Origin of the sequence: Streptomyces sp. NBC_00028 (assembly GCF_045041065.1) — a bacterium.
In the GTDB taxonomy this organism is placed as follows: domain Bacteria; phylum Actinomycetota; class Actinomycetes; order Streptomycetales; family Streptomycetaceae; genus Streptomyces.
The window spans coordinates 4148887-4169378 of record NZ_CP108293.1 but is presented as its reverse complement, the minus strand read 5'-3'; the positions used below and the strand labels follow the sequence as shown (position 1 = coordinate 4169378).

At 70.9% G+C, this 20492-nt stretch carries 19 protein-coding genes; 17 read left to right on the top strand and 2 right to left on the bottom strand.

The annotated features are described in order from the left end of the window. The first annotated feature begins 65 nt into the window (after positions 1 to 65). From OG885_RS18375 to OG885_RS18360, 4 genes are all read left to right on the top strand, one after another. Complete coding sequence (locus tag OG885_RS18375) at positions 66 to 1454, top strand: FG-GAP-like repeat-containing protein (RefSeq protein WP_405732638.1); 1389 nt, start codon at positions 66 to 68, stop codon at positions 1452 to 1454. Between the two features lie 128 nt (positions 1455 to 1582). Then, entirely contained in the window at positions 1583 to 1939 is a 357-nt protein-coding gene (locus tag OG885_RS18370) for a YciI family protein (RefSeq protein WP_405732635.1), read from the top strand. A 45-nt stretch (positions 1940 to 1984) separates the two neighbouring features. Then, on the top strand, positions 1985 to 3271 hold the full coding sequence (locus tag OG885_RS18365; protein ID WP_405732632.1) for an RNA polymerase sigma factor: 1287 nt from the start codon (positions 1985 to 1987) through the stop codon (positions 3269 to 3271). A 130-nt stretch (positions 3272 to 3401) separates the two neighbouring features. Then, entirely contained in the window at positions 3402 to 5420 is a 2019-nt protein-coding gene (locus tag OG885_RS18360) for a cell wall-binding repeat-containing protein (protein ID WP_405732629.1), read from the top strand. A 6-nt stretch (positions 5421 to 5426) separates the two neighbouring features. On the opposite strand, the gene OG885_RS18355 is transcribed toward OG885_RS18360, so the two are convergent. Continuing rightward, entirely contained in the window at positions 5427 to 6596 is a 1170-nt protein-coding gene (locus OG885_RS18355; protein ID WP_405732626.1) for a THUMP-like domain-containing protein, read from the bottom strand. 90 nt (positions 6597 to 6686) lie between these two features. Here OG885_RS18355 and OG885_RS18350 point away from each other — a divergent pair, with 90 nt between their 5' ends. The 4 genes from OG885_RS18350 (at position 6687) to groL (ending at position 10580) form a co-directional block, all read left to right on the top strand. Then, positions 6687 to 7610 (top strand): polysaccharide deacetylase family protein, encoded by a 924-nt coding sequence (locus tag OG885_RS18350; RefSeq protein ID WP_405732623.1) that lies wholly within the window; start codon positions 6687 to 6689, stop codon positions 7608 to 7610. Next, on the top strand, positions 7607 to 8320 hold the full coding sequence (locus OG885_RS18345) for a polysaccharide deacetylase family protein (RefSeq protein WP_405732620.1): 714 nt from the start codon (positions 7607 to 7609) through the stop codon (positions 8318 to 8320). The genes OG885_RS18350 and OG885_RS18345 overlap by 4 nt, the downstream gene beginning before the upstream one ends. Before the next feature lie 204 nt (positions 8321 to 8524). Beyond that, a complete protein-coding gene (groES, locus tag OG885_RS18340) occupies positions 8525 to 8833 on the top strand; it encodes a co-chaperone GroES (RefSeq protein WP_031477499.1) in 309 nt (102 codons plus the stop codon). Between the two features lie 121 nt (positions 8834 to 8954). After that, positions 8955 to 10580, top strand: a complete 1626-nt coding sequence (groL, locus tag OG885_RS18335) for a chaperonin GroEL (RefSeq protein ID WP_405732617.1) — start codon at positions 8955 to 8957, stop codon at positions 10578 to 10580. A 68-nt stretch (positions 10581 to 10648) separates the two neighbouring features. Here the strand turns inward: groL and OG885_RS18330 are convergent, their stop codons facing one another. Then, a complete protein-coding gene (locus OG885_RS18330) occupies positions 10649 to 11353 on the bottom strand; it encodes an ester cyclase (RefSeq protein WP_405732614.1) in 705 nt (234 codons plus the stop codon). A 136-nt stretch (positions 11354 to 11489) separates the two neighbouring features. On the opposite strand from OG885_RS18330, the gene OG885_RS18325 reads away from it, so the two are divergent. From OG885_RS18325 to OG885_RS18285, 9 genes are all read left to right on the top strand, one after another. Then, complete coding sequence (locus tag OG885_RS18325) at positions 11490 to 12185, top strand: hypothetical protein (RefSeq protein WP_405732611.1); 696 nt, start codon at positions 11490 to 11492, stop codon at positions 12183 to 12185. 99 nt (positions 12186 to 12284) lie between these two features. Continuing rightward, a complete protein-coding gene (locus OG885_RS18320) occupies positions 12285 to 13523 on the top strand; it encodes an ATP-grasp domain-containing protein (protein ID WP_405732608.1) in 1239 nt (412 codons plus the stop codon). Then, on the top strand, positions 13516 to 14763 hold the full coding sequence (locus tag OG885_RS18315) for an acetyl-CoA carboxylase biotin carboxylase subunit family protein (RefSeq protein WP_405732605.1): 1248 nt from the start codon (positions 13516 to 13518) through the stop codon (positions 14761 to 14763). The genes OG885_RS18320 and OG885_RS18315 overlap by 8 nt, the downstream gene beginning before the upstream one ends. Positions 14764 to 14961: 198 nt before the next feature. Then, on the top strand, positions 14962 to 15780 hold the full coding sequence (gene gntA, locus OG885_RS18310) for a guanitoxin biosynthesis heme-dependent pre-guanitoxin N-hydroxylase GntA (RefSeq protein ID WP_405732602.1): 819 nt from the start codon (positions 14962 to 14964) through the stop codon (positions 15778 to 15780). Further along, on the top strand, positions 15777 to 16553 hold the full coding sequence (locus OG885_RS18305) for an SDR family NAD(P)-dependent oxidoreductase (protein WP_405732599.1): 777 nt from the start codon (positions 15777 to 15779) through the stop codon (positions 16551 to 16553). Before gntA ends, OG885_RS18305 begins: the two co-directional genes overlap by 4 nt. Then, positions 16550 to 17581, top strand: a complete 1032-nt coding sequence (locus OG885_RS18300; protein WP_405732596.1) for an inosamine-phosphate amidinotransferase 1 — start codon at positions 16550 to 16552, stop codon at positions 17579 to 17581. Before OG885_RS18305 ends, OG885_RS18300 begins: the two co-directional genes overlap by 4 nt. 5 nt (positions 17582 to 17586) lie before the next feature. Beyond that, the gene (locus OG885_RS18295; protein ID WP_405732593.1) at positions 17587 to 18390 is read left to right on the top strand and encodes a GNAT family N-acetyltransferase; all 804 of its coding nucleotides are present in this window, start codon (positions 17587 to 17589) and stop codon (positions 18388 to 18390) included. Next, positions 18387 to 19163, top strand: a complete 777-nt coding sequence (locus OG885_RS18290) for an MOSC domain-containing protein (protein WP_405732590.1) — start codon at positions 18387 to 18389, stop codon at positions 19161 to 19163. Before OG885_RS18295 ends, OG885_RS18290 begins: the two co-directional genes overlap by 4 nt. After that, entirely contained in the window at positions 19160 to 20488 is a 1329-nt protein-coding gene (locus OG885_RS18285; RefSeq protein ID WP_405732587.1) for a hypothetical protein, read from the top strand. The genes OG885_RS18290 and OG885_RS18285 overlap by 4 nt, the downstream gene beginning before the upstream one ends. Positions 20489 to 20492 lie beyond the last annotated feature (4 nt).

Genomic DNA, 20492 nt, shown 5'->3' with positions numbered 1-20492 from the left:
CAACCCCTTCACCCGGCGGCGGGTCATGTGCGGTGACTGTGTCGCCGTAAGTGAGAGGGTCGCCCATGTTCTCCCTTCGTACATACGGCCGTTGGGCGGTCCCGCTGGCCGCGGGCCTGCTCGCGCTGGGCGCCCTGCCCACCGCCACCGCCACCGCCGCCCCGTCCGCCCCGGTCCGCGACGACTTCGACGGCGACGGCTACCAGGACCTCGCGGTCGGCGCCCCGGATGCCACGGTCGGCGGACAGAGCGCCGCGGGCTACGTCGTCGTCCTGTACGGCGGCCCGCACGGCCTGACCAAGGACCGGCGGACGGTCATCAGGCGCGCCACCACCGGCGTCCCCGGCAGCCCCGCCAAGAACGAGAAGTTCGGCATCCAGCTCTCCAAAGGGGACCTGGACGGCGACGGACGGGCGGACCTGGTCGTCGGCCATGTCTCCGCGACGCGTTCGGCGGTGGTGGTGTGGGGCGCGAAGGGCGGCCTGTCCGGCGGTACGGCGATCCCCGCGTCGACCACCCAGGCGGGTGACTTCGACGGCGACGGCGAGCTCGACCTGGCCCTCTTCCAGGGCGGCCGCGCCCAGGGCGACGACCCGCTCGGCACGACGGCGACGGTGTGGACGGGCCCGCTCACCCGCACCGGAAAGCCGGCGGGTACGAAGGCCCTCGACCCGGAAGGCCTCCGGTACGTCGATGTCTGGGACGGCGCGACGGGCGATGTGAACGCCGACGGCCGCGACGAGCTCGCCCTGAAGGTGTACTGCGGAGACGGCAGTTACTGCACCCGCTTCTGCGTCGGCTCGCCCACGGGCCTCGCTCCCGCTCCCGGCGGTACGTTCCCGGGCGGGGGCGGCGGCCTGGCCTTCGGCGACTTCGACGGCGACGGCCACGACGACCTGGCGGTCGGCAACGCGCCGGACTCGTCGGTGACGGTGGCGGTGGGCTCGCCCTCGGGGCTCGCACCGAGCGCGACCTGGCAGCGGTACACCCAGGACACTCCAGGAGTGCCGGGCGCGTACGAGGACGTCGACTTCTTCGGCGCCTCGGTCGCGGCCGGCGACATCAACGGCGACGGCCGCGCCGACCTGGCGGTGGGAGCGCCGGGCGAGGAACTCGGGTACGACGACGGGGCGGGCATCGTCGACGTCCTGTACGGCACGGGTACGGGCTTGACGGGGACCGGGGCTCAGGCGTTCACGCAGAACACGGCCGGGGTGCCGGGGGCGGCGGAACCGGGGGACGGGTTCGGCGGCGCGGTACGGCTCCTGGACCTCAACGGGAACGGCTACGCGGACCTGGCGGCGTCTGCCGCGAGGGAGAACTCCCGTGCGGGGGCGGTGTGGTCCCTGCGGGGCCGGCCGACGGGCGTCGTGACGGACGCGGCGTTCGTGTTCGGGGGGAAGTCGGTGGGGGCGCCGTACGCGAAGGCGGCGTTCGGATCCGAGCTGAACTGAAGGCCGGTGAAAGACGCCCGTAAAAGATCTTCAAGAAAGTTCGGCGTGTGTGTCGATCCCGGTCTCTCCCGATCGACGCATGGTTGAGAGGCCGGAAAGGACCCGGCCCCCGACCCAAGGAGCCACCGATGCCCCGCTTCCTCTCCCTCGTGCAGATCGACGAAGCCAACGCCCCCGCCGAAGGCCCCAGCCCCGAACTGATGGAACGCATGGGCGCGCTGATCGAGGAGATCACCAAGGCCGGGGTCATGCTCGACACCGCCGGTCTGACCCCGTCCTCGCAGGGCACCCGCGTGCACTGGGAGGGCGGGAAGATCTCCGTCACCGACGGGCCCTTCACCGAGGCCAAGGAGGTTGTCGGCGGGTACGCGCTCATGCAGTGCAAGGACAAGGCCGAGGCCCTCGAGTGGACCAAGCGGTTCCTCCAGGTCCACGAGGAGTACTGGACCGTCACCTGTGAGGTGCGGGAGATCGCGGAGGGCTGAGTCCGCCCCTGAACCTCCTTGGCGGGCGGCGCCCGCGGGTGTTGCATGGGGGCTGTGAGCCCACAGTCACAGTCCCCCGGCGACACCGACGCGCGTCATGCCATCGAGACCGTCTTCCGTATCGAGTCCCCCCGCATCGTCGCCGGCGTCACCCGCGTCGTCCGTGATGTCGGCATCGCCGAGGAGCTCGCCCAGGACGCTCTCGTCGCCGCCCTGGAGCAGTGGCCGCGTGACGGTGTCCCCGACAACCCCGGCGCCTGGCTCATGACCGCCGCCCGGCGTCGCGCCGTCGACCTGGTCCGGCGCCGGGAGAACTACGCCCGCAAGCTCCAGGAGATCGGCCGGGAGGTGCCGGAGACGGTCCCGTTCGACGAGCCCGCCGACCCGGACGACATCGACGACGACCTGCTCCGGCTCGTCTTCACCACCTGCCACCCGGTCCTCTCCGCCGAGGCCCGCATCGCCCTCACCCTTCGTCTCCTCGGCGGGCTCACGACGGCCGAGATCGCCCGCGCCTTCCTCGTCCCGGAGGCGACGATCGCCCAGCGGATCGTCCGCGCCAAGCGCACCCTCGCCACCAGGAACGTCGCCTTCGAGGTGCCGTACGGCCCCGAACGCGCGGCCCGGCTCGCCGACGTCCTCGATGTCATCTACCTCGTCTTCAACGAGGGGTACGCGGCCACGGCCGGTGACGACTGGCTGCGGCCGGGGCTGTGCGAGGACGCGCTGCGGCTGGCCCGGGTGCTGGCCGGGCTGATGCCCAAGGAACCCGAGGTGCACGGTCTCGCGGCGCTCCTGGAGTTCCAGTCGTCCCGCTCCGCCGCCCGTACCGGGCCCGACGGCGAGCCCGTGCTCCTCAGGGACCAGAACCGGCGTCGCTGGAACCGCATGCTCATCGGCCGCGGGGTCACGGCCCTGGCACGCGCCGACGCCACCGCAGGGGGCGCCCCCGGCCCGTACGTCCTCCAGGCCACCATCGCCGCCTGCCACGCGCACGCCTACACCTACGAGGAGACCGACTGGGCCACCATCGCCACCCTGTACGGCCTGCTCGCCACCCGCGCCCCGTCCCCGGTCGTCGAACTCAACCGCGCGGTCGCGGTGTCGATGGCGCAGGGGCCCGGGGAAGGACTCGCTCTCGTCGATCGGCTCGCCGCCGAACCCGCCCTGCGTGACTACCACTTGCTGCCCAGCGTCCGCGGCGACCTGCTGGCCCGCCTCGGGCGTACGGCGGAGGCGAGGGCGGAGTTCGAGCGGGCGGCGGGGCTGGCGGGGAACGGACGGGAGCGGGAGCTGTTGCGCGAGAAGCTGCGGTCGCTGCCCGCGCGGTGAGTGTCGGGATCATCCACGGAAACCCATTCCCTTCCTGGTCAGGGACGGTTTACAGTGGCGCGGCCGCCGCAGCCGGCGTGTCCCTTCCGCGGTGCGGCAGCACTCCGACACCCGTGGGGGGTACATACACGTGCGATCTTCCGGATCCACCAGGCTGGTCAGACCTGCCGCGCGCCGCAGACTCGTCGCGCTCACCGCCGTGACGGCCCTGGCCGTCGGCACCGCCACCGCGCTCGCCCCGGGCGCCTCGGCCGACGTGGCCGGATGGCCGGCCACCGACGGCGCCATCGCCGTGGTCAACGACGGCATCACTTTGGTCGACACCGAGGGCGCGGGCTCCGCGTACGTCACCCGTGGCTCCGACGACGAGGCGCCCGCGTGGGCGCCCGACGGCAGCCGCGTGGTCTTCGAGCAGGCCGGAACCCTGCGTACGGCGAGTGTCGCGGGAGGTGCCTCGACCCTGGTCTACGAGTACAGCGGCCGTTCGGCGTCCCACCCGACGTACTGGGGCTCCGGCAGCCGGATCGTCTTCTCCGCCGCCAAGAAGCTGTACCACGTCCCGTCCGCCGGCGGGACCGCGACCGCCCTGCTGCCCAGCGGCGCCGGCTGTGACACCCGCCCGAGCGCCGCCGCGGTCAGCGGGATCGTGGCCTTCCAGCGGGGCGGCACGTCCTGCTCCGGCACGACCCCGTCGGTCGTGCTCTACGACGCCGCCACCGGCAAGCAGACCACCCTGGTCACCAACGCCGCCGCGCCCGCCCTGTCGCCCGACGGCACCAGAGTCGCCTTCGTCCGCGGCGTCGACGGCCACGCCCAGCTGTTCTCCGTCAACACCGACGGCACGGGCGAGCGCCGGCTCACCCAGGACACCGCGGACTACGACTCCGTGTCCTGGGCGCCCGCGAGCGACCGGCTGGTGGTCCACTTCGACCGCAAGGAGACCGCGACGGGCGGCTGCTGCATGACGGGCAACGTCGTCCTGACCCTCACCGCGGACGGGGTGAGCGAGGGCACCGTCTTCCCGTACGGCGGCCGCTCGCCCGCCTGGCAGCCGCTGCGCAAGAACGGCGTGGGCCGGGTGTGGGGCGCCGACGTCTACGGCAGCAACATCGCCGCGTCCCGCTGGACCTGGAACACCGTCGGCCAGAGCGAGGCGGGCCTCAAGAACGCCTCGTCCGCCGTGCTGGTCTCCAAGGACAGCCAGGCCTACGCGCTGACCTCTCCCGCGCTCGCCGGCAAGAAGGGCGGCCCGGTCCTGCTGACCTCGGCCACCTCGTTGACCTCGGCAGTGCAGAGCGAGCTGAAGCGGGTCCTCAAGCCCGGCGCCCCGGTCTACCTCGTCGGCGGCACGTCGATCCTGAGCGGTGCCGTCGCCTCGAAGGTCACCTCGCTCGGCTTCACCCCCAAGCGCCTTGCGGGTACGTCCCGTTACTCCACCTCGGTGGCGGTCGCCAAGGCGATCACCAGCGCCCCGACCGATGTCTTCCTCGCCACCGGCACCGACTACCACTCGGCGCTGGCGGCGGCTTCCGCGGCCGGTGGGCTGGGCAAGAGCGGCAAGGCCGTCGTCGTCCTCAACGAGGGCAACAAGCTGACCACGTCCGTGAAGTCGTACCTCAACGGTCTCGACCCGCGAGAGACGCACGTCATCCCGGTCGGTGGCTCCGCGAAGTACGCGCTGACGCACACGACGTTCTCCCACTGGCCCTCGACGTACACCTACTACCCGGTCACGGGGAGCACCCACGAGGCCACGGCGGCCGCGCTCGCCCGCTTCTGGTGGGGCGGTCCGCGCAACGCCGCGCTGGCCTCGGTGGACAGCTGGCGTGGCGGCACCTCCGCCGCGGCGGCGATGAACGTCTACGGCCCCCTGCTGTGGACGAAGGTCGACGCGCTCTCCGCCGACACGAAGTCGTACCTGGTCAAGGGTGCCGCGAGCCTCAGCTACGTGGCCGTCTTCGGCGGCACCGGGTCGGTGTCGACGCCCGCGCTGAACTCCGCGGGCGGCGCGATCAGCGCCGGCAGCGGCCAGTGGGGTTACACGCCGTACTACAACGGCCTGGAGCCCACGGCGGCGAACTCCGGAGCCCTGGCCGCGCCCAAGGCGAGCCCGGGCATCGCCGCACTGCGGACGACGGCCACCCGGTAGTGACGCTCAGGCGGGGGCTCCGATCAGCATCGTCGGCGCCCCCGCGACCCGGGTCAGGAACACGGTCGCCTCGGCCTTCCCGTTCGACTTCGGCAGTGCCTTCCGCCGCAGTTCCTCCGGCTCCACCGCCGACCCCCGCTTCTTCACGGTCAGGATCCCGACTCCCCGCTCCCGCAGCAGCGCCTTCAACTTCTTCACGTTGAAGGGGAGTTGGTCGGTGATCTCGTACGCGGTGGCGTACGGGGTCGCGTGCAGTTCGTCGGCGGTGATGTACGCGATCGTCTCGTCGATCAGCCCGCCCTCCAGGTCCTCGGCGACCTCGGCGACCAGGTGGGCGCGGATGACGGCGCCGTCGGGCTCGTACAGGTAGCGGCCGACGGGGCGGACTTCGGGGTCGGGCAGACCGCGCCCGAGCAGGGTGCCGGGGCCCGGCAGCAGGGTTGCCCGGACGGCTCCCGGTGCCGTCCCGAACCACAGCACCGCCTCCTTCACGTCCCCGCCGTCGGAGATCCACTCGGCCTCGGCCTCGGCGGGGATCGCCTCGTGGGGGATGCCGGGGGCGATCTTCAGGGCGGCGTGCGGGGCCTTGAGTGCCGTTTCGATCGCCCAGGACAGGGGCGGGGAGTAGGCCTCCGGGTCGAAGATCCGGCCGCGCTTCGCGGATCGCCGGGCGGGGTCCACGAACACGAAGTCGTAACCGGCGGTGTCGACCTCCGTGACGTCGGACTCTCTGACCTGGATGAGATCGGACACGCCCAGCGCTTCCGCGTTCGCCCGGGCCGTCGCCGCCGTCAGCGGGTCGCGGTCCACCGCGAGGACCCTGATCCCGGCCCGGGCCAGCGCGATTGCGTCGCCGCCGATGCCGGAGCACAGGTCGGCGACGGAGGTGACCCCCAGCTCCTTGAGCCGCCGCGCGCGGTACGTCGCCACACTCGCCCGCGTCGACTGCTCCACGCCGTTCGGGGTGAAGAACATCCGCGCCGCGTCCTCGTCCCCGAACTTCGCCACCGCCCGCTGCCGCAGCCGCGCCTGGCCGAGCGCCGCCGAGACCAGGTCCGCGGGGTGGTCGCGGCGCAGCCGGGTGGCGACGGCGAGTTCGTCGGCGGGGGCGGTGCCGCGCACCTCGTCGAGGAGGGCGCGGCCGGCGGGGGTGAGGAGGGGGGCGAGGTCGTTCACCGCCTCATTGTGGGCCAGTCGGTGGACCGTATGCCTCCGGCGGCGGTGTCGGCCCGGCATCAGGGCGGTGACCTGCGAGGATCCGGCGCCATGGGATCAGTAGTACAAAATGACAAAAGTCGGGCCAGGTGGGGTTCGACGGGTCTTCGGGGCACCCTCGCCGTCCTGGCCCTCGCCGCCGTCGCCTCCGGCTGTGGCGCGCAGGGTGAGAGCGCCAAGGTCCGCCCGGCGCCCGGCCAGCAGCCCCTGAAGGCGCCCCCGGCCCGCGCCCTCGACGCGTACGCCGGCAAGCTGCGCGCACAGGCGAGGATCGCGAAGCGCTGGGGACTGGCCCGGGCTCCGCTGACACCGCCCGCCCCGCCCGCGAAGAAGCCGCACATCGCCACCCGCAAGGGCTTCGAGGTCGACGGTCACGAGGAGCGGGGGCTGCCGCCCGTCTTCACCACGATCCCCACCGAGGAGAAGATCGTCTTCCTCACCATCGACGACGGCGCCGAGAAGGACCCGGCGTTCCTGCGGATGATGAGCGAGCTGAAGATCCCGTACACCGCCTTCCTCAGCAACTTCCTGATCAAGGAGGACTACGGGTACTTCAAGCGGATGCAGGACCAGGGGGTCGTGCTCAACAACCACACCCTCCACCACCCCTATCTGCCCGGTCTGTCCTACGGCCGTCAGAAGCGCGAGATCTGCGGCATGCAGGACGTCATCGAGAAGCACTACGGCAAGCGGCCCCTGCTCTTCCGGCCACCCTTCGGCAACTACAACCAGGACACCCTGGTCGCGGCGAAGTCCTGCGGGGTGAAGTACGCGCCGATCTGGAACGAGGAGGTCTTCGTCGACCACTGGGAGTACCGCGAGTGGGACCGGAGGATCCACCCGGGCGACATCGTGCTGAGCCACTTCCGCGGCCGGGGGGAGTGGAAGGGCACGATGCCGGACATGATCCGACGCTTCCTCGACAAGGTCACGGCCGAGGGGTACGCGGTGGCGCGGCTGGAGGACTACCTGTGAAGGCCTTGACGACGGCTCTGGCGCTCGCGCTGCTTCTGACCGGCTGCGCCCAGTCCGTCGACCCGATCGAACGGCTGGGCAAGAAGGCCGTGACGTACGGGGCGAAGGGGGTGCGGTCCGGGCCCGCGGCCGTGCCCGTCGTCCGGCGGGTCACCACCTCCGAGAAGGTCGTCTTCCTGACGTACGACGACGGCGTCGAGCGGGACCCGCGCTTCGTCGAACTGGTCCGTCGACGGCGGCTGCCCGTCAGCATGTTCCTCACCGACAGCGTGGTCGGCCCGGGCTACGGCCACTTCGCGCGCCTCCAGTCGGTGGGCGCGTCGATCCAGAACCACACCCTCGACCACACCGCCCTGCGCGGCCTGCCGTACGCCGGCCAGCGCGCCGAGATCTGCGGCCAGCAGGACAAACTCGGCGCCCGCTTCGGCATCCGCCCCCGTCTCTTCCGCCCGCCCTACGGGACGTACGACACCACGACCCTGCGCGCGGCCACCGACTGCGGCGTCGGGGCGGTCGTCCTGTGGCGGGCGTCGATGGAGGGGGATCACCTGACCTACGCGTCCGGCACGCACCGCCTGCTCCCCGGCGACATCGTCTCCCTGCCGTCGACGGAGACGACCGGTCTGACACTGACCGAGCGAACGGCACGGCTGCTGCGGGAGATCGAGGGGGCGGGATTGAGGGTAGGGCGGCTGGAGGACTACGTCTGAGGGGCGGGCTGGTGGCCCGATGTAGGGACGCGATTAGCAGTCCGCTTGACCGAGTGCTAATCGCGGTCATAGTCTCGGGTCTGGCACTCCCCCCTGGAGAGTGCCAATAGCGACGGGCAGGTCCGGCACCCGCGACGACGGATCGACCTGGTCGCCACCTCAGACAGTTAACCCCGTGAGATCTCCGAAGGGGGAGGTCGGATCGTGACGACCGCCAGCTCCAAGGTTGCCATCAAGCCGCTCGAGGACCGCATTGTGGTCCAGCCGCTCGACGCCGAGCAGACCACGGCCTCTGGCCTGGTCATTCCGGACACCGCGAAGGAGAAGCCCCAGGAGGGCGTCATCCTCGCCGTCGGTCCGGGCCGCTTCGAGAACGGCGAGCGCCTGCCGCTCGACGTGAAGGTCGGCGACATCGTGCTGTACAGCAAGTACGGCGGCACCGAGGTCAAGTACAACGGCGAGGAGTACCTCGTCCTCTCGTCCCGCGACGTCCTCGCGGTCATCGAGAAGTAAGACCTCCAAGCACATTCTGCTTTTGAGCTGCGCCCCGGGCCCCCGCGACCTTATGAAGCCGGGCGTCAGGGGCGCAGTTCGCTTTTTCACCCACGTTTTCCGAGAGGGCTGAACCGCTCCCATGGCGAAGATCCTGAAGTTCGACGAGGACGCCCGTCGCGCCCTCGAGCGCGGCGTCAACAAGCTTGCCGACACGGTCAAGGTGACGATCGGCCCCAAGGGCCGCAACGTCGTCATCGACAAGAAGTTCGGCGCCCCCACCATCACCAACGACGGTGTCACGATCGCCCGTGAGGTGGAGATCGAGGACCCGTACGAGAATCTCGGCGCGCAGCTGGTGAAGGAGGTGGCGACCAAGACCAACGACATCGCGGGTGACGGTACGACCACCGCCACCGTGCTCGCCCAGGCGCTGGTCCGCGAGGGCCTGAAGAACGTCGCCGCGGGTGCCTCCCCGGCGCTGCTGAAGAAGGGCATCGACGCGGCCGTCGCCGCCGTCTCCGAGGACCTCCTCGCCACCGCCCGTCCGATCGACGACAAGGCGGACATCGCCGCCGTCGCCGCGCTCTCCGCGCAGGACCAGCAGGTCGGCGAGCTCATCGCCGAGGCGATGGACAAGGTCGGCAAGGACGGTGTCATCACCGTCGAGGAGTCCAACACCTTCGGTCTTGAGCTGGACTTCACCGAGGGCATGGCCTTCGACAAGGGCTACCTGTCCCCGTACATGGTGTCCGACCAGGAGCGTATGGAGGCCGTCCTCGACGACCCGTACATCCTGATCAACCAGGGCAAGATCTCCTCCATCCAGGACCTGCTGCCGCTCCTGGAGAAGGTCATCCAGGCCGGTGCCTCCAAGCCGCTCCTGATCATCGCCGAGGACGTCGAGGGCGAGGCCCTGTCGACCCTGGTGGTCAACAAGATCCGCGGCACGTTCAACGCCGTCGCCGTGAAGGCCCCCGGCTTCGGTGACCGCCGCAAGGCGATGCTCCAGGACATGGCGGTCCTCACCGGCGCCACGGTCATCTCCGAGGAGGTCGGCCTCAAGCTCGACCAGGCCGGTCTGGACGTGCTGGGCTCCGCCCGCCGCGTGACCATCACCAAGGACGACACGACGATCGTCGACGGCGCCGGCAACTCCGAGGACGTCGTGGGCCGCGTCAACCAGATCAAGGCCGAGATCGAGAACACGGACTCCGACTGGGACCGCGAGAAGCTCCAGGAGCGCCTCGCGAAGCTGGCCGGCGGCGTGTGCGTGATCAAGGTCGGCGCCGCCACCGAGGTGGAGCTGAAGGAGAAGAAGCACCGTCTGGAGGACGCCATCTCCGCGACCCGCGCCGCGGTCGAGGAGGGCATCGTCTCCGGTGGTGGCTCCGCGCTCGTCCACGCCGCGAAGGTCCTCGAGGGCGGTCTGGGCAAGACCGGCGACGAGGCCACCGGTGTCGCCGTCGTCCGCAAGGCCGTCGTCGAGCCGCTTCGCTGGATCGCCGAGAACGCCGGTCTTGAGGGTTACGTCATCACCTCCAAGGTCGCCGAGCTCGACAAGGGCCAGGGCTTCAACGCCGCCACCGGCGAGTACGGCGACCTGGTCAAGGCCGGCGTCATCGACCCGGTCAAGGTCACCCGCTCCGCCCTGGAGAACGCCGCCTCCATCGCCTCCCTCCTCCTGACGACCGAGACCCTGGTCGTCGAGAAGAAGGAAGAGGAGGAGCCGGCCGCCGCCGGTCACGGCCACGGCCACTCCCACTAAGGCTCCGCGAGCCTGAGCGAAGCCCCCGGTCCGCTGCGGCGGACCGGGGGCTTCCCCTTTCTGCGTACTCACTGCTCCAGGTCGTCCAGCGCCCCCAGCTGCCCCATCAGCCCCAGCCGGTCGTACTGCCACCAGCCCTCGGCGATCTTCCCGTCGGGACCGCACCGGTGGATGGTCGTGCCGGTCATGGACACCCGCTTTCCCGTCGCCGGCATCCCCATGAAGTCACCGGTGTGTGTGCCGTGCCAGGTCCAGCGGGTGCACACCCGGTCGCCCTGGGCCAGCTGATCGTCGACGGTGAAGTCGAAGTCGAAGCCGGTCTTCCACGCCTCGACCTCTTCGCGCACCGCGTCCAGCCCGATCACGTCCTGATCGTTGGACGGATCATGATCGTGGTAGTCCTCGGCCAGCAGCCCCTCCAGCGACGGCGTGTCCTTCCCGCCCACCGCCTCGAAGAAGCGGCGGGACGTGGCGGCGTACAGCTGCTCGTCCCGTACGACGTCGAGGTCCGTGAACGTCGGCATCTCGTCGCAGAGAGCGACCATCTCCTGGAAGATCTTGTCCGTCTCGGGCAGGTTCGAGTTCCGCATCGCGTCCTCGTACGACGGGAACTCCACGATCTGAAGGAAGTGCGACGCGTCGGAGCGGTCCTTGCCGACGAGGTCGTGCGTCGCGGTCCGTTTCCCCTTGGTCTGTTCGACCCACCGGTCCATCAGTCGGTTCATCTCGTCGAACCGACTGGTCTTGCAGTCGATGAGCTGTACGAAGGTCATGGCACGCCTCCGGCCCCCTGCGTCCGGTAGTACGGGACCATTCTCCTCCCATGGGGCCACGATCTGCATATTGGCCCTGTGGCTCCACTCGCGATCAAGCCAGACTCATGACCGATCCAAGGAGGAGGAATCCGTAATGACGAAGCTTGATCGGTCCCGACTCGAGAGCCTGGCCGAGGAATTGATGGAGAAGCAGTTCCAGCGCGTCACCAAGCTGCGCGAACTGCACGCGGGCGAATGGACCGACCGGGACTACTACATTCGTCACATCACCGAGACGGTTCTGCGTATTCGGCTGAACAACGAGGTCGACACCTACGCCCTCTTCAAGGTCGGCTCGAAGGACGACAGCCTCGCCGCCAAGCTCGCCCAGTACCTGGCCGAGGAGTTCGGGCACGAGGGCATGTTCACCCGTGACCTCAACAAGTTCGGCTTCACCAGCGAGCAGCTGGAGGCCACCGACGTCTTCCCGTCGACCAAGCAGCTCATGGGCTATCTGCGTCTGGAGGCCGACAAGCGCGGCCCGGCGCCGACGACGGTCTGGGACTGGTTCGTCGAGTGGTACTCGGACCGCTACAACCAGATCATCACCAACAAGGCGGCCGAGGAGTTCGGCACCGAATTCACCCAGGGCACCCAGACGCACCTGGACTTCGACGAGTCGCACGACCACGACGAGCTGATGTTCCGCACCGTTTCCCAGGCGGTCGAGGGATTCGGCTCCGCGGAGCAGGCGTACGCCGATCTCGCCACGTACATCGAGCTGATCGGTGATTACTTCCAGGAGCTCTACGACACCACCGTCGGCGCCCGGGAACTGGCCTCCGCCTGATTCGGTAGAACGTTTGACGGACGACCCGGTAATTGCAGTTCAGCGATCTCGGAGTAATTCCGGGTCGTCCGTCGGGCAGAGCGGAGAAACAGAATCCCCATGTCTGCAACCAGAATTCTGGTCGTCGAGCCGATGTCCTCGGCGAACGGTCTGATCCTCGCCGCCCACGAACAGGGTTTCGAGATCGTGGTGGCCTCCCACCACAGCGGTGACCGCACGATCCCGGACACCCTGCTCCAGCACGTCGACGAGCTGCTCGTCGTCGACACCAACGACGAGGCGGCGCTCACCGAGGCGGTGATCGCGGCCCACCGGCGGCGCCCGCTGACCGGCATCCTGCCCGGCTTCGAGTTCTACGTGGACAGCGTCGCCCGCCTGGCGCACCGGCTGGGTCTGCCGGGTCTGCCGGTGGAGACGGTCGCGGCGCTGCGCGACAAGTCCGTCATGCGCGCCCGCGCCGAGGCCGCCGGTCTGCGCGTGCCGCGCTACGCGGAGGCGTCCGGCCTCGACGAGCTGCTCGCCGCCGCGGCGCACGTGGGCTTCCCCGCGGTGCTCAAGCCCGCGGCCTCGGCCGGCAGCGTGCACGTCAGCCGGGTCGACGACGAGGACGGGCTGCGCCGCGCCTACGACTGGCTGGTCTCCGACACCCGTACCGACGCGGGCCGCGGCCTGGACGGGCGGGTGCTCCTGGAGGAGTACGTCGCCGGTCCCGAGATCAGCGTCGAGGGGTACGTCACCGACGGCGAGGTCGTCGTCTCCGCCCTCACCACGAAACTGCTCGGCCCCGAGCCGCACTTCGTCGAGATCGGCATGGTCGTCCAGCACGAGACCGACCCGGAGACCCGGGCCAGGATCGAGGCGTACGTCGTCGACCTGTGCCGGGCGCTCAACCTGCCCCTCGGCATCTTCCACTGCGAACTGCGGCTGCCCGAGGGCGACCCGGTGCTGATCGAGATCGGCGCCCGGCTCGCCGGACACCGCATCCCGCACCTGGTGGAGCTGGCCACCGGCACCTCGCTGACCCGGATCATGCTGGCCCACTACACCGGCCAGGACCCCGCCGAGCTGGGCGCCTTCACGGCCCCGCGCGCCAAGACCGCCGCCATCCACTGCTTCACCGCGGAGGGGCTTGAGGTCTTCCACCGGGTCGTCGGCGTCGAGGAGTTGCGGGAGAGCGCCGATGTCCTGGAGGTCTCCGTCTACTACCGCGAGGGCGAGGAGGTCCCGCCCGCCGAGGACTTCCGGGCGCTGCTCGGCCATGTGGTCTTCGCGGCCGAGTCGCACACGGCGGCCCTGGAGCGCATCGCGGCGCTCGGCCGGGAGGTGCGCGTTGAGTAGCACCCCCGGGGCGGCCGTCCCCACCTACCTGGTGCTCAACCGGTACGACGACGAGTTCGGCGAGTACCACCGTTTCGTCGAGCCGGGCAGCTGCCGACTGGCGTATGTGACCCTGCCGTACGGCCTGCCGATCCTGGACCGCGACGGCGCCCTTGACCTGGTCGTCGCCGACGATCTGGAGTTCGAGACCGTCCTGCCGATCGCCCGGCGCCTGGAGGAGCGGTACGGCGCCTTCGACGGTGTGGTGGGGCTGTCGGAGTACGACGTGCTCACCGCGGCGCGGCTGCGCGTCGAGCTGGGTGTGCCTGGCTGGCGGCCCGCGTTCGTGACCGCCTTCCGTGACAAGCCGCGGATGAAGGAGCTGGTCGGCGCCGCCGGGCTGCGCGTACCGAGGTTCCGTGACCTGGACGCGGCCACCACGGCCGGGGAGATCGCCGGCGAGCTCGGGCTGCCGGTGATCCTCAAGCCGCGCGACGGCTGGTCCTCGCGCGGGGTGGTGCGGGCGGACGACGTGCCGGCCCTGGCGCGTGCGCTGGCCGAGGTCGATCCGGCGGCGTACGAGTGCGAGGAGTACATCGAGGGCCGGGTCCTCCATGTCGACGGCATCCGGCGCGGCGGGAAACCGCACTTCGTCAGTGCCTCCGGCTATCTCAACACCTGCCTGGACTTCCTCGACGGCCTGCCGCTCGGCTCGGTGCTGCTCGACCCGGGCCCCGAGCGGGACCGGGTGACCGGCTTCGCCGACGCGTGTCTTGAGGCGCTGGGCCTGGACGACGGGCCCTTCCATCTGGAGCTGTTCGCCACCGAGCAGGGGGAGTTGGTCTTCCTGGAGGTGGGGCTGCGGCCCGGCGGCGCCGAGGTGGGGTTCGTGCACCGGGACCTGTTCGGCATCGACCTGTTCGGCGAGGCGTTCCGCGCCACGCTCGGGCTGCCGCCGCTGAAGGCCGCCGAGGAGTACGACAACACTCCGGGCGGCGGCTGGGTCAGCGTGCCCGAACCGCGCCCGCTGCCCTGCCGGGTGGTGTCCACGACACCGCTGCTCGGCGAGGTCCCGGAGGTCTACGCGGAGGTCCTGCCGGACATCGGCACGGTCTTCGACGGCACCGGCGGCTACGACCACATCGGCGGCCGGTTCCGGCTGCGCGGCGCCGATCACGCGACCGTGCGCGAAGCGGCGCTGACGGTCATGCGGACCTACCGGGTCGTCGCCGAACCGGTACCGCAGAAGCAGGGGAACTAGGGCCTGCGCGGCGGAACAGGTCGCAGGAAAGCAGCGGCAGTTCATTGGCGCCGGTGAGCGGGGTCTGGGGCGTGCAGCTGCAAGGCGGAGGAGGGAGTCGACGCGGAGCGTCGGCGAGTGACGACAACGCGGCAGATGTGCGTGCCAGACCCCGGGTCTGCGGCATGTTCCGCCGCACAGGTCCTAAGGGGGATACCAGTGCTTGGCACCAGCCGTCGTCCGACGGGGGAAGTCGGGGAGGGGTCGGCGGAGAACCCGCCGGCCGATGACGCGGAGGCGGTACGCGAGACGGAGAACCCGTCCGGGCGGGCCGCGGCGCAGCTGACGGAGAAGCTGCTGGGGCCGGAGTTCTCCTGTGTGGCCGGCAAGAGCGCGCAGCTGCGCGGCACGCTCGTGCACCGTCACTTCGGCCGGCTCGCCGAGCCCGCCACGACCCGGGAACTGCACGCGGCGCTCGCCGACTTCGCCGCGCGGCGCGAGGACATCGACCCACTGATGGCGACGTTCGCGGCCACCTTCTCGGGACCGGCGGACACGGACGAGAACCAGTTCGAGGAACTGTTGTGGCGCCAGCTCCAGACCCTGCACGACCTGGACACCGGCCAGTACCCCTGGGACCCGCTGGTCGACCCCGACCCGGCGTCCGAGCGGTTCGGCTTCAGCGTCGGCGGCCACGCCTTCTTCGTGGTGGGCCTGCATCCGGGCGCCTCCCGGATCACCCGCCGGTTCCCGCTGCCCACCCTCGTCTTCAACTCCCACCTCCAGTTCGGGCGGTTGAAGGAGAAGGGCATCTACCAGCGCATCCAGGGCCAGGTCAGGGAGCGGGAGCTGGAGCTCCAGGGCTCGCTCAACCCCAACCTGTCCGAGTTCGGGGCGGCCTCGGAGGCGGTGCAGTACTCGGGCCGGGCCGTCCCGGACGACTGGACGTGCCCGTTCCACCCGGCGGCGCAGGCCTACCCGGCCGACCCCGCCCCGGTCGCCCACAAGGCAGACATCGAGGAGAGCAGCACCCCATGACCAAGTGGACGGTGATCACCGGCGGTACGGCCGGGATCGGGCGGGCGGTGGCGGAGCGGTTCCTCAAGGAGGGACTGCCGGTCGCGGTGCTCGCCCGGCGCGTGGAGCGCCTCGACGACCTGGTGGACGCCTTCGGGCCCGAACTGATCCGGGTCGAGCGGGCCGACGTACGGGACGGCGAGTCCGTCGCCACCGCGGTCGACGCGGTCCTCCAGGACGGCGGCGAGATCGCCGCGCTCGTCAACAACGCCGGGCTCTCGCTCGGTCTCGGCGCCCTGCACGACGGGGCCGTCGAGGACTGGGACACCATGATCGACACCAATGTCTCGGGTGTCCTGCACGGCATCCGCGCCGTGCTGCCGGCGATGCGCCGCACCGGTGCCGGGCACATCATCAACCTCGGCTCGCTGGCCGCGGAGTACCCCTTCTTCGGCGGCAACGTGTACGCGGCCACGAAGGCGTTCGTCCACCATCTGTCGGCCAACCTCCGGGTGGACGTGCAGGGCACCGGCATCCGGGTCACCTGTATCGCCCCCGGCATGGTGCGCAGCGAGTTCGCGCTGGTCCGCTTCAAGGGCGACCAGGACCGCGCCGACGCGCTCTACGACGGCATCCGCCCGCTCGCGCCCGAGGACGTCGCCGACACCGTGCTCTGGGCCCATCGGACGCCCGCGCACGTCAACGTCAACTACGTCGAACTCATGTCCATTGACCAGCCGTTCGGTCTCTCGCTGACCCGTCCGGCACCGGCACAGCGAAAGGAAACGCCGTGAGCTCCGTCAGGTCGTTCAACGACTTCGGACAGCTTGAGGAGATCGTGATCGGAAGTGCCGAGCACTTCCACATCCCGGACGCGGACACCTCGCTGCGCCACTTCTTCGGTCTGCCCGAGGACCACACCGGCGACCAGGTCACCGAGGCCGACCTGGCCCGGATCGTCGACGAGACGCAGGAGGACCTCCAGGCGCTTGCCGACACCCTGACCTCCTTCGGCGTCACCGTCCGCCGCCCGGCCCCGGCCGTCCACGGCTCGCCGCTGACCGTCGCCGACTGGACCACGACCGCCAACCACTCGCTGATGCCCCGCGACTGCCTCCTGGTGGTCGGCGAGAACATCATCGAGGCGCCGATGCCGGTCCGCGCCCGCTACACCGAGACCTTCCCCTTCCGCGGACTGCTCTCCGAGTACTTCGACTCCGGCGCCAACTGGCTCGCGGCCCCGCGCCCCCGCCTCGCCGACGCGACCTACGCCTACGACGGCGACACCCCCGTACTCGCCGAGATCGAGCCGCTGTTCGACGCCGCGAACCTGCTGCGCGCGGGCAGCGATCTCTTCTTCAACGTCAGCAACACCGGCAACCGCACCGGTGCTGCCTGGCTGCGCCGGGTGCTCGGGTCCGAGTTCACCGTGCACGAGATCTCGATCTGCGACGACCACGTGGGCACCACCCTGCACATCCTGCGTCCCGGCGTGCTCCTCGCCAACGCCGGCCGGCTCACCCCGGAGACCATCCCGGCGCCGCTGCGGAACTGGAAGATCATCTGGTTCGACGAGCCCGAGGACGACGGCTACGGCCTCACCTGGCCGCGCGCCTCCACCTGGATCGGCATGAACATCCTCTCCGTCAACGAGGAGACGGTGATCGTCCCGGCCAGGCAGACCGAACTGGCCCGCCAGTTGGAGAAGGAGGGCTTCACCGCCGTACCCGTGCCCTACCGCCACGGACGCACCTTCGGCGGCGGCTTCCACTGCTGCTCCCTGGACGTACGCCGCCAGGGTTCCCTCGAGTCCTACGTGTAGCGGCCATGCCCATCAACCTGAACACCAGCAAGGTGATCGACGTCGCCCTGAGCCGGGGCGGTGACGAGTTCGTCGACGTCCGGTTCCGCCGGGCCCGCGCCGAGGACGCCGAGGCGATGTACCGGCTGTCGCTGCCCTTCATGGACACCGGGCAGCTCCTCGTCCGTGAACGCGCGCTGTTCGAGACCCTCTCCGAGGACTTCCGGGTCCTGGAGGCCGACGGCGAGGTCGTCGGCTGCGCGGGACTGCGCGGCTTCGACACGCTCGCCGAGATCTACAACGTCGCCGTCGACGAGAACCGGCACGGCCTCGGCCTCGGCCGGCTGCTGCTGGCCAGCATGGTCGGCGCGGCCCACGCCGAGGGCTACCCGCAGGTGCTGGTCTTCTCCAAGACCACCTCCGCGTGGTTCGCCCGCTACGGCTTCCGGCCCGTCGACTCCGCCAGGCTGCCCGCGGCCCGCCTCGCCCTGGTCGACCCCGCCCGCGAGTCCGTCGCCCTGGGCCGCGCCACCGTCGGCGGCTACGACGGGGTGGAGGTCCTCGCGGCACTGACCGAGCTGCGGATCACCTTCGACCGCAGCTCCGCCGAGTTCAGCTGGGACGGCTCCTACGACTCCCTGCTGCCCTTCGCCGACGACAACGGCGTCGAGACCAAGTCCCTGTGCTGGGCGGGCGTCTGCGGCACCTGTGCCGTACGGCTCAAGCGCGGCACCGTCCGCTACCACGTGCCGCCCCAGGGCGACCCCGACGAGGGGGAGGTGCTGCTGTGCATCTCGCAGCCGGTGACCGACCTGGTGCTGGACCTGTGAGCGCCGCGCTGCCCGTCGTACAGCTGTGGCGCTACCCCGTGAAGTCCATGGGCGGCGAGCGGGCGGACCGGCTGTTCCTCGGGCCCAGCGGGGTGGTCGGCGACCGTGAGTTCGCGGTCGTGGTCGAGGCCACCGGCCGGGTCCTCACCGCCAAGCGGGAGCCGCGGCTGCTGGACGCCACGGCCCGCCGCCATGAGGCCGGGGCCGAGCTGACCCTGCCCGACGGGCGGCGGTTCACCACCGCCGACCCGGACGCCGACGCGATCCTGAGTGACTGGCTCGGCCAGGCCGTGGAGCTGCGCCGCCAGACCGGCCGGGTGCACACCGTCGAGGAGTACCGCGCGGACCCGGCCGAGCCCACGTCCCTGTCCACCTTCGACCTGCCCGCCGGCAAGTTCGTCGACGAGGCCCCGGTGCATCTGCTGAGCGAGGGCGCCCTGCGCGCGGCCGGCGCCCGTCACCCCGACGGCAGCTGGGACGTACGCCGCTTCCGGCCCAACGTCCTGCTGGGCGGACCGGGGCAGGACGTCGTCCTGGGCACCCGCGCCCAGATCGGCAACGTCCTCCTGGACATCACGGAAGCCACCAAACGCTGCGTCATGGTGACCCAGCCGCAGCGGAACCTGCCCAAGGACCGCGAGATCCTGCGCTCCCTCGTGCAGGCCTCGGCCGGCACCTTCGGCGTCTACGCCACGGTCGCCCGCCCCGGCACCGTCCTGCTCGGCGACACCCTCGCAACGGAGAACATCGGCGCGAGGGAGCTCGTGCCATGACGGACGCGATCACCCGGGCCTACAACGAGTCCGTACGCCCCGACTCCGCCCCGACCCTGCGCAGGGCGCCCTCGCTCGCCGACTGGCCCGGCGAGTACCTCTCCCGCCCCCTGTTCGTGGCGAAGGACCAACTGCACGGCTTCGCGGCCGACCTCGACGGCATGCTGGCCCTGCTCACCTCCCTGCCCGAGCGGCTCTACGACGGTGATCTCGACGCCTTCTGCACCGCCCTGGGCCTGGACGAGCGGCGCGGCGCGGTGATGCGCAGGCTCGGCGGCGGCGCCCCGCCGCACGCGGGCCGGGCGGACGTCTATCACGACGGCACGGCGTTCAAGCTCCTGGAGTTCGGCATCGGCAGCGAGGTCGGCGGCTGGGACCGGGCCGGGGAGATCCCCCGGGTCCTGCTGGAACAGGACGACGCCTTCGCGTCCTTCGCCGCCGAACACGGCCTCGGCTACACCCACACCGGCCGCGCCCTCGCCGACGCGCTGCGCAAGGCGGGGGCGGCTGTCGCCTCGGGCGGCGACCCCGTGGTGGCGCTGCTCGAAGGCCCCGGCGGCCTCGACCGGTGGGGCGCGACCTGGCAGCCGCTGCGGGAGCTGATGCGGGGCTTCGGCCTGGACTTCCGGATCGGGGAGATCGGCCAGATCGCCTTCCGCCACGGCAAGCCGTACCTGGACGGCACCCCCGTCGACGTGGTCTACCGCTGCTTCGAGGCGGACCAGGTCTATCTCGACCCCGAGGCGATGGCCCTCGTGGAACCGCTGTGCCGGGCCCACGAGGAGGGCACCGTCGTCCTGTGGACCCCGCTGGAGAGCAACCTCTACTGCGAGAAGGGCTGTCTGGCCCTGCTCTCCGACGCCCGGCACCGGGACCGGTTCAGCGCCGGCGAACAGGCCCTGATCGACCGGGTGCTGCCCTGGACCCGGGTGCTGTACGGCGACGGCTTCCTCGCCGACGCGGACCTGGTCGCGCGCTGCCATGACCGCCGTACCGAACTGATCCTCAAGCCCAACGGGCTCTACGGCGGCAAGGGTGTCGTGGCCGGCTGGGAGACCGGCGCGGAGGAATGGTGGCGGGCGGTCCGCGAGGCCGCCGAGGGCGGCTGTGTGCTCCAGGAACGCGTCACGCCCCGGCCGGAACCGGTGATCGACCCGCTGACCGGCGTCACGGCGGACTGGCAGGCGGCCTGGGGGTTCTTCTATCTGCCGCAGGGGCACGCCGGCGCCTACGCCAGGGTGCTGCCGGCCGGGGACAGCGCCGTCATCGGCATCAGCGCCAACGACAAGACCCGGACGGCCGGCGTCTTCCACTACGCGACGTGAGGAT